This is a genomic window from Orenia sp., from assembly GCF_055140805.1.
The window spans coordinates 1-12,578 of sequence record NZ_JBSQYM010000087.1 but is presented as its reverse complement, the minus strand read 5'-3'; the positions used below and the strand labels follow the sequence as shown (position 1 = coordinate 12,578).

Here is a 12,578-nt window from a genome sequence, read left to right as displayed (position 1 = left end):
GTCGAGTGTGAGCTATGAGTGTGAGTGTGTGTAAAACTTCTTTTTATTAGGGTTTACTCACACTCACACACCCACTCACGCTAATTTTAAAAGTGTCGCTATATATCCATTAAATTACACTTCAGACTTGGATATCTATATTCTATGATAAAAGTAGAACTTATTCATCCATTACAGGTGCTATCTTCACAATTGACTACATATCTTACGGCTGCATCTAATTCTACTAAATCTCTTTCTTGATTGTCATTGACTCGAATCATCCCAACTAGACCATGGTCATCTTTCCAATCGAGATACTCTTCAACTATATATTGAACTGCTTTTTCGGAGAGAGGGTTATCATAGTTTTGAATCGATTCAAAATAGAGCTGGCGGGGTATTTCTAAGACTTTATGCCTGACTTCAAAACAGAGATCATCGGCATTCTTCTCCCTTATATTCTTGAATAAATCTTCTAATTTTGAAATTGTAATCACTTCCTTTCTTCCTAAATATATTATCCTATTATATGTATTTGAATTCATTAATTAGGATAATTTTGGTGATTTAAAGAGGGTAAATATTAATATCGATAGAGAGTTTTTATTAATTATTATCTAATATTTTAGTTTTGTTCATTCTTTTTTGCAGGAAGTTTTTTATTAAACTAGAATAATTATTAATGAAAAATAAAAAAGATGGGATGGTGAAATAAAAATATGAAGATTAGATATGCTAATAGAATTATTATCTTGACCATTATTTTAATTATATTGTCTACTGGAGTCATTTTGGCTAATAATGAAAATAAAGCTAATCATTATCAGAAAGGATTAAATTATTATAGGCAAGGTAATTATCGAAAAGCTGTGCCTGAATTGGTAGAGGCAATTGCTAATAACCCTGATTTAATGTATCCTCATTATATCTTAGGTTTGACTTATTATCGTTTAAATCAATTAGAATTTGCTGAAACTCAATTGAAGAGATCTCATGAAATTAATCCTAAACATTATCGGGTTATGGTTAATTTAGCAAGAAATTATTTAAAACAGAATAAATTAGAAGATGCAGTTGATATTCTTAAAGAAGCAATAGCTGTAGATTCAAATCAAGATGATGCTTATAATATATTAGGAAGAGCTTATATGAATCAAGGAAATTTAAAAGAAGCTATCAAAAATTATAAGCAGGCAGTTGAATTATCTCCTAAGAACTATTATGCTCTAAATAATTTAGGCCTTGCTTATATTCATTTAGGAAAATATAAAAAAGCTATACCAGTTTTGAAGCAAGGTGCAGATTTGAATCCTCAAATTCCTTATCTATATAATAATTTAGGAATTGCTTATGAGAATACTGGGAAGTTAGAATTGGCTAAAAGTGCTTATGAGAAAGCATTATTAGTAGACTCTAATTATTCTAAAGCTGAGGTTAATTTGACAAGGATAAAGAGATTAATTGAAAATACAAAGTAACAATAAAAAGCTCCAATGTGACATCACATTGGAGCTTTCTACTGTTTTGATACTCTTATATGGTTTTACTTCAATAGTAGTAATGATTTTTTGTCTCTATGACCTTTAGGAAGATGAACTCCTAGGATATTATCCTGAGATTGACTAGATTTAGTACCTTTCTTTAAATTATTATCAACATGAAATGTTCTTTGATAATCTGTTGTTCTTAATTTATTTCTCATAGCTTTATCCTCCTTTTTTTTTACATAGGGCTCTTTTACTGTGATAGCTAAATAATCATTATTATTGTTTGTATTTACATCCTCTTTACTAGAATTTATTTGAATTTTATCTGTATTTGAATCATTATAATTTGGACTAGAATCAATAAAATTATTAAAAACATTTGATTTTGGAGATAATGGTTCTTTATAAGAATTTCTACCATCAGTTGATTTGTGCGATAAATCAATCATGATAATGCACCCCCACTTGCCTTTATCTCTATCTTGTATCTATAATTATAGGATAAAACCTATATTTTAGCAAAATCACTCTATGGCTAAATATGGCAATTAATTAGTGTTAATAGTAATTATTAGTAATTAGCTACTTGACTTGGAGAATTTGAAGGTTAGAGGGGCGCTAATAAGATTTAGGTAGGGTATAAATAATTTTGATTTAGATTAGTATAGCTATAGTCATCCAACTTTAGAATGAAACAATAGAAAGATAGTGTGATATTTTTTGGAATCTGGAATCAGTAGTTAGGGGTCAGTTATAAATACTGATTCCAGATTCCTGATAACCGATTTCTTATATTTTATTATTAGTTACCAATCTAATTTTTCACAAAAGTTGTGAAAGAGCCTTTTATTTATTCTTTAGTAAATAAATACTTGAAATTTTTTAAAATAATTGAGAAAATATATATTATAGTTTTAGTTATATGAAAGCCGATAAATATTTAATATTAGCAGTTATGAGTAATACTAAAATTATTTTTGCAACGCACCTTGAAGATACTCTTCCTGAAGAAGTAGTCTTAGGCTGAATCTCCCGAATAGATGCCAATTTAAACCAAAAGATTTTAATACCTTAATTTGGTTTTTTAATGTCTAATTAGTGTGATTTGCGTTAATCTGCACCCCGAGAGTACTTTTTCGGATAAATTCCCTCAGGCGTTGCTGAATTAATTTATTTTATTTTCGTGTTATATAGCTAAAAAGAATTATAATATAGTTTTTTAATTAAAAGTTAACATAAGGTGGTAGGGTTTATAATTTAAATGTAGAATATTGTAATAGGAGTAATGATTTCAAGGTATAAGGAGGCTATAAAATGAGAGATGGAAAGCAAGCTGTAAGTAATTCATCAATAAAATTTGGGTTATGTTTGAAATTTGGCATAGGGATAATCTTGGCTATTTTAGTAAGTATTCCTATTGGAGGCTTTATTAGCAATTTAGTAAGCAGATATATTTATGGTGGCCAGCAGATAGGATATCTGGCTAAGATAATTGATTATCTGATTATATTTATTCTGCTTGAGATTTTATTAAGACAATTGGTCGTTAACAGACTAAAGAAGATAACTAATTTATTAAAAGGTGTAAAGAATGGTAATCTATCTTCAGACGATATTGAGATTGGTGGCAATGATGAAATAAGTAATTTGTATAATGAATTTGATAGAATGGATAGTTCCTTAGAGGGTGGACTAACTGCTATCATCCAAGGGGTTAGAAAAGAGATTGATAGTCTATCAATCTACAGTAATGAATTATCTGCTTCTTCTAAAGAAGGGAATGCGACAATTGATGAGACCCATCAACTTGTAGAACATATGATGTCTAATGTAGAAGAGATTTCAGCCAGTGCTGAAGAAGTAACAGGTTTTGCTGAGGAGTCTTCTGCTCAGACCCAATTAGGTAGAGATAATATTGAGAAGACAATTACTAGTATCAAAGAGATCAATGAATCAGTAAATAATACTGTAGAGATAATTAAAGCATTACATCATAATTCTAAACAGATTGGTGAGATTATCAATTTAATCACTAATATAGCCAATCAGACCAATATGTTGGCTCTAAATGCTGCTATTGAAGCTGCTAGAGCAGGGGAACAAGGGAGAGGTTTTGCAGTAGTAGCAGAGGAGATTCGACATTTATCAGAAGAAACATCTAGTGCTACTGGTGATATTATTAATATCGTTCAAGAGACTCAGTTGAAGTCACAAGAGGTATTAAACTCTATTGAAAAGGTAGAACTTAAAGCCAAAGAAGGAGAACAGATTGCCCAGGAGACAGATCGTGTATTCTTTGAGATAGAAGAGTCCAGTCAGGAGACAGCGGTTATGATTGAACAGACTGCACATGCTGCTCAGGATTTGGCTGAAAATAGTGACCGTTTGGTACAAGACTCAGAGATAATATCTAGAATCTTTAATGTAGTATCAAGTTCTTCTGAAGAGTTGGCAGGAATGAGCCAGAAGATTAATGCCTTAATAAATAAAGGTGATAGTAAGAATAATGATTTGGGCTTGATTGAGTGGGAGGATAGTTATTCTGTTGGAGTTGAAGAGATTGATCAACAGCATAAACAACTATTTGATATAGTCAATGACTTAATTAGGGCTAATAAATTGAATAAAGGAAAGAAAGAGATTGGCAGAGTATTAAACTTCTTAGCAGATTATACAGTTAAGCATTTTGAGGATGAAGAAAAATTACAACAGAATTCAGGTTATCCTGATTATGAAGCTCATAAAAGGTTACATGAACAGTTTGTAGATGATGCCCTTAACTTTAAGAATAGATTTGAGAATGGTCAGATAGATACAGCTACTATGATGGATTTCAATAAGACCATAACTCGTTGGTTGGTACAACACGTTAAAGGGATTGACCAAGAAGTAGGAAAGCATATTAGAAATAATTGATAGTGAAGAGGGCGAATGAATTCGCTCTCTTATTTTAGAATTGATTAATGATAGTTATTTCTTATTAAGGATTTATTTTACATAGATTAGTACTTGAAAATTTGTGAAAAATAGTTTATACTATTTAATAGACTAATTTAATGTCTTTAATTTAATTATAATTCGGGGCTATAGCTCAGTAGGATAGAGCGACAGACTCCTAATCTGTAGGCCGCAGGTTCGACTCCTGCTAGTCCCACCATTAAATTCAGTTTACAGTTGATAGTGAACAGTTAAAATCGAATAATTAATCAATAAATATAAATGATGCTTATCCATGGGGATAGGTTTTTTTTGTTTTTAGGATTAGTATTAGTTGATAGATTAGGTCTATTTGATTTGAAAATTATGATTAAACATTCGATAAATTACATTGTATATTATACATTCTAGAAAACAGTTATATTGTTATCATAAAGTTAACATAAACTTGACACACACTGATATTTCTGCTATAAATATTATATAATTATATAAATTGATTAAGTAGGTGGTTTGGGTGACAGGTTATAAGAATATAAGTATAGAATATGTCAATGAATTGGTACATTCACAGGATAAGAAGTTAGTAGGGCGCTTTAATAATTATTATCTTCATACAGCAGTTCAACCAATCTTTAGCTTACCTCATAAGAGAATTATTGGTTATGAAGCCTTAGTTAGAGTTAAGGCTATAAGAGAAAAGTGGGTTAGTCCTGCTGAGTTATTTAATAATAAGTATACACAAGCTGAAAGTATCTTGTTAGATAGATTATGTCGGTATCTACATATACATAACTTTGCTAAAGTGGAAGATGATTTGAATTGGTTGTTTCTTAATGTTTCCCCTCAAACTGTTATCAATGGTAATAATTATGGTACATTCTTTGCAGAGTTACTAGAGAAGACTGGGTTTCCCCCACATCGTGTAGTAGTGGAGATTGTTGAGTATCCAATTGATAATAATGATCTTTTGCTAGAAACTGTAGAATTTTATAGAAAATTAGGTTGCTTAATTGCTATTGATGACTTTGGAGCTGGACACTCTAACTTTGATCGGATATGGAAGTTGAATCCTGATATTGTTAAGCTAGACCGTTCTATGGTCGTTGGTGCTACAGAGGATAAGAAGATAAGAAATGTATTGAGAGGAATTGTTTCTTTGCTCCATCAGACTGGAGTTTTGGTTCTAGTTGAAGGTGTTGAGACTAAAGAGCAGACTATGATTGCTATGGAAAGTGGTGTAGACTTTGTACAGGGTTACTTTTTTGCTAAGCCTACAACTGATTTGGATAAATCTATAGATAATCTACCATCTTTTAATAAAATATTTGAAGATTACAAAACGGAAATAGTGCTTCAAGAGAATAATAGCAAAAATATCTATCAATGTTATTATCCAAAATTTGAGATTACAATAGATAATTTAATAAAAGGTAAGACATTAGATCAGGCTTGTCAAGAGTTATTGGCTGATGATACTGCCATTCGTTGTTATTTATTAATGGCAGATGGATTACAAGTAGGTCATACGGTTCTTGCTGACTCTATCTTCAATAAAAATGACATACGTTTTAGACCTCTTGAAGATGCTAATAGTGCAGACTGGTTTAGGAGGCATTATCTTAGAAAAGCCGTACTCCATCCAGAACAATTGCAGGTAAGTGAACCATACTTATCAATAACTGGTGCTCATATGTGTATTACCCTCTCTATGATGTTCTCCACTCCATCAGGGTATAGAGTCTTGTGTTGTGATTTGAATTTTGAGTAATGAGATTTAATGGGATATTGCGACACTTTTGTGCCGGGAATCAGGAATCTGGAACCAGTGTTTATAACTGATTCCTGACTATTGATTACAGATTCCTAAAATTGCTCCACTATCTCTATAAAATTATCAGATTTAAATTTTATGATAAAGTTATTTTTATTGAGTGATATTTATACTTTCTTCTCTATCCACTACAATTACTTCCGAGCCTTCAATTTGTTTATATAATCTTGAATATATCTGAACTATATCTTCAAGACTTAAGCCATGGACTTCAATACTGGTTAATAACTCAGCTAAATTAATATTATGCTCTTCATAAATTCTTGATATTAAATTAACTGTGCCATTGATATCATCCTTGTGAACAATTTCAGGATGAATTAAAATCTTAATATCCTTTATTTGATCTAATTGGCTATCAATAAATTCAGCTTTGCCTCTTTGATCAACACCTTGCATAGTTGTTTCACCACCTTTGAGTTTTATTTTCTAACTAGTTTAGGTGTATTTATAAATTGCCCTTAAAATATTAAAATATAATAAAAACTTATGTCTATGATTGAATATAATAATAGAAAGAAATAATTATTTATAGATTATAAATGCTTTGTATAATTATGAATTATTAGATTATAAGGGGGAAGTAGGTTCTAATGTTTATTTTTTCTTGCCTAATCTATTTATTCTATGTTATAATAAAGCAGATAAAAATTGAATAAGACAGTTCATTTGTACCATCCTGTCTATAAATAAAACTAGGGCTAACTACCATTAAAGAAAGTATTTGGTAGTTATTTCGTGTTATATATGGATAGGGGGCAGAGTTGCCTCTTTTTTATTATATATAGACTGAATTAAAGAATTTCATAAAAATAATTATGTAGAACATGAAAAATAATTTAAATTAATTTAGCAACGCCCTGAGGTAATTTATCCGAAGAAGTACTCTTGGGGTGCGAATTAACGCGAATCATACGAATTAGATATTAACAGACTAAAGATTTGAAAGTTTTTGATTTTAATTCGCATCAATTCGTGAGATTCGTTGCAAAAAAGATTTTATTCTATATTTTTATGAAAAACATTAGTTCAACTTATATAGAATATATAATTTCTTATAATAGAGGTGCGGTTATCGTATCTCTATTATTTTTTGGAGGTGAGTTATGAAAAAGATTGGGATCACCACTACAGTTCCAATAGAGGTATTATTGGCAGCAGGTTATCAAGTGATAGATCTCAATAATATCTTTGTTACTGCAGAAGATTATAATGAATATATCGATTTAGCAGAAAGGGATGGGTTTCCTAAGAGTTCATGTGCTTGGATTAAAGGGATTTATGGAGTCTGCTTAAAAGAGGAGATTAAAGAGATAGTTGGAGTAGTAGAGGGCGACTGTTCTAATACTAGAGCTTTGTTAGAAGTTCTGAAATTAAAAGGTGTTAAAGTTTATCCTTTTACATATCCTAATAGCCATCAGTTGAAGGATGTTAGGGAATCTATAGATAATTTTAGTAGATTATTTGGTGTAAGTAGAGAAGCTGTAGAAAAGGTTAGAAAGCAGTTGAATGAAATCCGAAATTCAGTAAAGAGATTGGATGAATTGACCTACCTTGAAAATAAGGTTACTGGCTTTGAAAATCATCTTTATCAGGTTAATAGTAGTGATTTTAATGGAAATGTCAATGAATTTAAAGAGGTTTTAGAGACTTTACTTGCTGAGGTTAAAGAACGTAAGTCAATTACAAAGAAGCTAAGATTAGGTTTTATTGGTGTTCCTCCCATGACAGCTGATATTTACGAATATGTGGAGAATTTTGATGCTAGTTTTGTTTATAATGAAGTACAACGAGAGTTTGCTTTTCCCCGTGCTATTAAGTATGATAATATCTATCAGCAATATTATGACTATACTTATGTTTATGATTTAGCTTTTAGGTTGAGATATATTAAAAGAGAGGTTGAGCTTAGAGAATTGGATGGTCTGATTCATTATACCCAAGCTTTTTGTTATCGGGAGATAGAAGATATAGTTATTAAAGAGAAGTTAGATATACCAATTTTAAATATAAATGGAGATAAGCTTAATAGATTGGATTCGAGAACTAAATTGAGAATAGAGGCATTTTTAGATATGTTAGGTGATTTAAAGGAGGGTAGACTTTGAGGACTTTAGGGATAGATTTAGGTAGTAGAGAAGTAAAAGTAGTTATGATGGAAGACAATCAGATTGTAGAGAAGTTTAAAGTCAGTACTCTCTCCTTCTACAAAGATTATTGTAACTTTGAGGGAAAAATAGTAGTTGATGAGAGTAAACTGGACTTAGAAAGGGCAACAGTTAAAGTATCTACTGGATATGGGAGAAATAATACAGATCTTAAATCTTTTGAAGCGATCAATGAAATTAAAGCCCATGTCTATGGAGCAATTTATCAGACTGGGCTTAAGAATTTTATCCTCCTAGATGTGGGCGGACAAGATGTTAAGGTGATGAAGGTAGAGAAAGGATTGATTACTGATTTAGAGTTGAATGATAAATGTGCAGCTTCTTGTGGACGGTATTTGGAGAATATGGCTAACTTATTAGAAATCTCCTTAGCTGAAATGGCAAAGCATTATCAAAATCCTGTAGAATTAAACTCTACCTGTGCAGTTTTTTCTGAATCTGAATTAATTGGACAGATAGCTGAAGGTGTAGAGATGGAAAGACTTTGTGCAGGTGTGAATTACTCAATGTATAAGAGACTACAGCCACTTTTGACTAAATTCAAGGGAAGGAAGTTGGTTCTATCTGGTGGAGTAGCCCATAATCAAGCCTTACAAGAGTACTTAAAGAGAGATTATAATGAGTTACTTCTCTTAGAGGATCCTCAATTAAATGGAGCAATCGGATGTTGTTATTATGGGAGAAGGGTAGTTGATAGTTGACAGTTAAGCTCAAAAGATATAGAGATTTAAAAAATTAAATAATTAAGGTTTTAAATCAGAACTTAATCAGCATCAAAAAATGGTTTTAATAATTTAAAGCTAAAAAAATATTAGACGCAGATTGACGCAACGCCCTGAGGCTGTTTTTGCCAAAGAAGTACTCTTGGGGTGATAAAAGCGGACTAAAAAGCAATGTAGAATTGACAATGTAGAATTAACAATTAAGGTCAAAGGATTAATTAGATGCAAACTAAAGATAAAGTAACGAGTAATCAGTGATGAGTAGATGAGTAATGGTAGCAGATAACAGATAATAGGTTTGACAGGTTCTTGATTACAGACTCCATAAACTCACACTCATACTGACATTCACACTAATTAAAGAGGTGAAAAATTATGAAGAAAGCAGTGGTTTTATTGTCAGGAGGATTAGATTCTACAACAGCATTATATTTAGCTAAATCTAAAGGATATGAGGTTTATGCTATTTCTTTTGATTATGGGCAGAGGCATGACAAGGAGTTAGCATCTGCTAAAAAAGTAGCTGAGATTGCTAGTGTAAAAGAACATATTATAGTAGAGACTAATATGAGTGCCTGGGGAGGATCAGCGTTAACTGATAATAAGATAGATGTACCAGAGGGAGATGAACAGAGGAAGGATATTCCAGTTACCTATGTTCCAGCTAGAAATATGATATTTTTATCTTATGCTGCTTCTTATGCTGAAGTAATTGGAGCTGAGGATGTTTTTATTGGAGTAAGTGAAGTCGATTATTCTGGTTATGTTGATTGTCGTCAAGATTTTATCGATGCTATGGAGCAGGCAATCAATAAAGGGACTGTCTGTGGAGCAGAAGAAGGTAAGCCTATTAAAATCCATGCACCTTTTATTAATATGACTAAGGCTGAAGAGGTCAAACTTGGTATAGAATTGGGAGTGGATTATAGCCAAACTTGGTCTTGTTATCGTGGAGAAGAAGAGGCCTGTGGTAGCTGTGATAGCTGTATTTTAAGGTTGAAGGCTTTTAAGGAAGCAGGATATGAAGATCCAGTGGAGTACAAAAACAGTTGACGGTTGACAGTGTACAGTTATAGGTCAAAATCATTAAAATCTTTTAACTGTCAACTGTATACCGTACACTGTCAACTAAAAAACGGTGGGGTGAAATTATGATAACAATAACGAAGAAATTTAGTTGGGATATGTCACATATGTTAGCTGAGCATGAGGGATTATGTAAGAATCTTCATGGTCATACCTATCAGATGGAGGTTACTGTAGCTAAAAGAGAAGGATCATTAGAAGATGAGGGTTCTAAGGCGGGAATGGTAATTGATTTTAAGGATTTAAAAGAGATAGTTAAAGAAGAAATAGTAGATCCTTTAGACCACTCTTTTATGTATTGGACTCACTCGCCTGATGAGATAGAGCATCAACTTGCGAGATTATTGCAACAAGGTGAAAGAAAGGTCTTTGCAGTGGATTTTAGACCTACTGCTGAGATGATGTCGATCTATTTCTTCCAAAAGTTAAAAGATAAATTTGATGGGATTGATATAGATTTAGTCAGTATCAAGGTTTGGGAGACTCCAACCAGTTATGCTGAATTTAGAGGAGAGAAATAGCATGAAGATAAAAGAGTTTGAAGAGGTTAGGATTCCAATAGTTGAGATCTTTAATAGTATCTCAGGGGAAGGTATCTCAGCAGGTGAAGTAGTTACTTTCCTTAGAGTGGCAGGATGTAATCTGCGATGTAGCTACTGTGATACTACCTATAGCTATGAAGAATTTGATGATGAGTATCAATTGATGACCCCTCAAGAGATTTTAGAGATACTAAGGCAGTATAACTGTAATAAAATAATCTGTACTGGTGGAGAGCCTTTAGAAATTGCTAAAGATAAGCGATATCTACCTCTATATCTGTTAGAGCAAGGTTATGAGGTTAGGATAGAGAGTAATGGTAGCTGTCCAATTTATAGTCAAGAAGAGCTTAGAAAATTTGTTATTAAAGATGGTAGTAATAGATTAAATTATACCTTGGATGTCAAAGCACCAAGTTCTAACATGTCAGAGCATAATATTTTTGTAGAGAACTTTATTAACTTGACTACTGGTGATGAATTAAAATTTGTAGTGGCTAATAATGAAGATTTAAAGTATGCAAAAGAGATCATAGATAAATATAAGGATATCTTGGCTAAAAAAGGTGTGATAATTAATTTCTCTCCAGTATTTGAAGTGATTGAAGCTGAAGAGATAGTCGAATTTTTAAAGGAGAATAATTCTTATTTTATAGATAATGATTTACAGACTCGTCTGAGCTTACAGTTACATAAGTTTATCTGGAATCCAGAAGCAAAGGGAGTTTAAAAGCAGTTGATAGTTAAAAGTGTATAGTGAATAGTTAAAAAATTAATTATTTTGAACTTAACTATCAACTATCAACTATCAACTATACACTATACACTATACACTATACACTATACACTATACACTATACACTATATATTGGGGAGGTGCTAATAGATGAAGGATGTACAGAATATAAAAGGTGATTATAAATTTGCTATTAACAAAGTTGGAGTAAATAATTTAACTCATCCTATTAGAATTAAAGCAAAAAGTGGGGAGGTAGTGGCTACAGTAGGGAATTTTTCTCTGGCTGTTAACCTCTCCAAGTCATTAAAAGGGATTAATATGAGTAGATTACCCCAGTTGTTATCAGAGCTAAATAAAGATAGATTTATTATAGGGAATTTTAAAGAGGATATATTGATGATATTAAAGGAGATTAAAAGTCGAATGGAGAGTGATACTGCTTACTTTGAGGTTGAGTTTGATTACTTTATAGAAAAGCAGGCTCCAGTGTCAGAGTATAGTGGTATTACACCTTACAAGTGTAGAATAGAAGCTTCCTTAGATAGTGATCACTATGATTTGATTTTAACTGTTGAAGTTCCGATAACAACCTTATGTCCATGTTCTAAAGAGATTAGCAATTATTCTGCCCATAACCAGAGAGGATATGTCAAGACGAGTATCAGGTATAATGATGCAATCTATCTAGAGGATATCATAGAGTTGGTAGAAGAGGTAGGAAGTTGTGAGATTTACCCTATTTTAAAAAGGGTTGACGAAAAGTATGTTACGGAAAAGGCTTATGAAAATCCACGCTTTGTAGAGGATGTGGTTAGATTAGTAGCAGAGAGGCTATCGATAGAGTCCAAGGTTACTTGGTTTAAAGTAAGTAGTATGCATCAGGAATCTATCCATCCCCATGATGCTTATGCTATGTTAGAAAGGTGGAAATAAGCAGGAAGGTCAAGGTTACTTGTTTTTTTAATGTATCTTAATATAATGAAAGTGCGACACTTTTCACTTTAGTGTATAGTGTAAAGTTGATAGTTTATAGTTAAGTTCAAAAACTTAAAACATAAGGATTTTAATCTTTTAACTATCCACT

The 12,578-nt window shown here is 31.8% G+C and carries 12 protein-coding genes and 1 tRNA gene; 10 read left to right on the top strand and 3 right to left on the bottom strand.

Annotated elements, in window-relative coordinates; all coding sequences use genetic code 11:
* Positions 1 to 164: 164 nt before the first annotated feature.
* The gene (locus ACTCDL_RS09690) at positions 165 to 479 is read right to left on the bottom strand and encodes a hypothetical protein (protein ID WP_463176129.1); all 315 of its coding nucleotides are present in this window, start codon (positions 477 to 479) and stop codon (positions 165 to 167) included.
* Positions 480 to 701: 222 nt separating this feature from the next.
* Between ACTCDL_RS09690 and ACTCDL_RS09685 the strand changes: the two genes are divergently transcribed.
* Positions 702 to 1,460: a tetratricopeptide repeat protein gene (locus ACTCDL_RS09685; protein ID WP_463176126.1), complete on the top strand. Its 759-nt coding sequence runs from the start codon at positions 702 to 704 to the stop codon at positions 1,458 to 1,460.
* A 65-nt stretch (positions 1,461 to 1,525) separates the two neighbouring features.
* Here the strand turns inward: ACTCDL_RS09685 and ACTCDL_RS09680 are convergent, their stop codons facing one another.
* Entirely contained in the window at positions 1,526 to 1,918 is a 393-nt protein-coding gene (locus ACTCDL_RS09680; protein WP_463176124.1) for an Hsp20 family protein, read from the bottom strand.
* Between the two features lie 865 nt (positions 1,919 to 2,783).
* Between ACTCDL_RS09680 and ACTCDL_RS09675 the strand changes: the two genes are divergently transcribed.
* The 3 genes from ACTCDL_RS09675 to ACTCDL_RS09665 all read left to right on the top strand — a co-directional run bounded on the left by ACTCDL_RS09675 (position 2,784) and on the right by ACTCDL_RS09665 (position 6,177).
* On the top strand, positions 2,784 to 4,385 hold the full coding sequence (locus ACTCDL_RS09675; protein ID WP_463176122.1) for a bacteriohemerythrin: 1,602 nt from the start codon (positions 2,784 to 2,786) through the stop codon (positions 4,383 to 4,385).
* 164 nt (positions 4,386 to 4,549) lie between these two features.
* Positions 4,550 to 4,626: transfer RNA gene (locus ACTCDL_RS09670), tRNA-Arg, on the top strand.
* Between the two features lie 297 nt (positions 4,627 to 4,923).
* Positions 4,924 to 6,177, top strand: coding sequence for an EAL domain-containing protein (locus ACTCDL_RS09665; protein WP_463176119.1), 1,254 nt, complete (start codon positions 4,924 to 4,926; stop codon positions 6,175 to 6,177).
* A gap of 156 nt (positions 6,178 to 6,333) precedes the next feature.
* Here ACTCDL_RS09665 and ACTCDL_RS09660 read toward each other — a convergent pair whose 3' ends face one another.
* Entirely contained in the window at positions 6,334 to 6,639 is a 306-nt protein-coding gene (locus tag ACTCDL_RS09660; protein WP_463176118.1) for a hypothetical protein, read from the bottom strand.
* A 707-nt stretch (positions 6,640 to 7,346) separates the two neighbouring features.
* On the opposite strand from ACTCDL_RS09660, the gene ACTCDL_RS09655 reads away from it, so the two are divergent.
* From ACTCDL_RS09655 to folE2, 6 genes are all read left to right on the top strand, one after another.
* On the top strand, positions 7,347 to 8,348 hold the full coding sequence (locus ACTCDL_RS09655; protein WP_463176116.1) for a 2-hydroxyacyl-CoA dehydratase family protein: 1,002 nt from the start codon (positions 7,347 to 7,349) through the stop codon (positions 8,346 to 8,348).
* Positions 8,345 to 9,109 carry an acyl-CoA dehydratase activase gene (locus ACTCDL_RS09650; RefSeq protein ID WP_463176115.1) on the top strand — a complete coding sequence of 255 codons (765 nt, stop codon included), beginning with the start codon at positions 8,345 to 8,347 and terminating at the stop codon, positions 9,107 to 9,109. Before ACTCDL_RS09655 ends, ACTCDL_RS09650 begins: the two co-directional genes overlap by 4 nt.
* Before the next feature lie 396 nt (positions 9,110 to 9,505).
* Positions 9,506 to 10,183 (top strand): 7-cyano-7-deazaguanine synthase QueC, encoded by a 678-nt coding sequence (gene queC, locus ACTCDL_RS09645; RefSeq protein WP_463176112.1) that lies wholly within the window; start codon positions 9,506 to 9,508, stop codon positions 10,181 to 10,183.
* Between the two features lie 98 nt (positions 10,184 to 10,281).
* Entirely contained in the window at positions 10,282 to 10,737 is a 456-nt protein-coding gene (locus ACTCDL_RS09640) for a 6-pyruvoyl trahydropterin synthase family protein (protein ID WP_463176110.1), read from the top strand.
* Between the two features lies 1 nt (position 10,738).
* On the top strand, positions 10,739 to 11,485 hold the full coding sequence (locus ACTCDL_RS09635; RefSeq protein WP_463176108.1) for a radical SAM protein: 747 nt from the start codon (positions 10,739 to 10,741) through the stop codon (positions 11,483 to 11,485).
* A 156-nt stretch (positions 11,486 to 11,641) separates the two neighbouring features.
* The gene (folE2, locus tag ACTCDL_RS09630) at positions 11,642 to 12,427 is read left to right on the top strand and encodes a GTP cyclohydrolase FolE2 (RefSeq protein ID WP_463176106.1); all 786 of its coding nucleotides are present in this window, start codon (positions 11,642 to 11,644) and stop codon (positions 12,425 to 12,427) included.
* Positions 12,428 to 12,578 lie beyond the last annotated feature (151 nt).

What these genes read in the sequence shown, in the direction of transcription:
- ACTCDL_RS09685 (WP_463176126.1), top strand. Translation starts at nt 702, where the DNA reads ATGAAGATTAGATATGCTAATAGAATTATTATCTTGACCATTATTTTA.
- ACTCDL_RS09680 (WP_463176124.1), bottom strand. Translation starts at nt 1,918, where the DNA reads ATGATTGATTTATCGCACAAATCAACTGATGGTAGAAATTCTTATAAA.
- ACTCDL_RS09675 (WP_463176122.1), top strand. Translation starts at nt 2,784, where the DNA reads ATGAGAGATGGAAAGCAAGCTGTAAGTAATTCATCAATAAAATTTGGG.
- ACTCDL_RS09660 (WP_463176118.1), bottom strand. Translation starts at nt 6,639, where the DNA reads ATGCAAGGTGTTGATCAAAGAGGCAAAGCTGAATTTATTGATAGCCAA.
- ACTCDL_RS09655 (WP_463176116.1), top strand. Translation starts at nt 7,347, where the DNA reads ATGAAAAAGATTGGGATCACCACTACAGTTCCAATAGAGGTATTATTG.
- queC (WP_463176112.1), top strand. Translation starts at nt 9,506, where the DNA reads ATGAAGAAAGCAGTGGTTTTATTGTCAGGAGGATTAGATTCTACAACA.
- ACTCDL_RS09640 (WP_463176110.1), top strand. Translation starts at nt 10,282, where the DNA reads ATGATAACAATAACGAAGAAATTTAGTTGGGATATGTCACATATGTTA.
- ACTCDL_RS09635 (WP_463176108.1), top strand. Translation starts at nt 10,739, where the DNA reads ATGAAGATAAAAGAGTTTGAAGAGGTTAGGATTCCAATAGTTGAGATC.
- folE2 (WP_463176106.1), top strand. Translation starts at nt 11,642, where the DNA reads ATGAAGGATGTACAGAATATAAAAGGTGATTATAAATTTGCTATTAAC.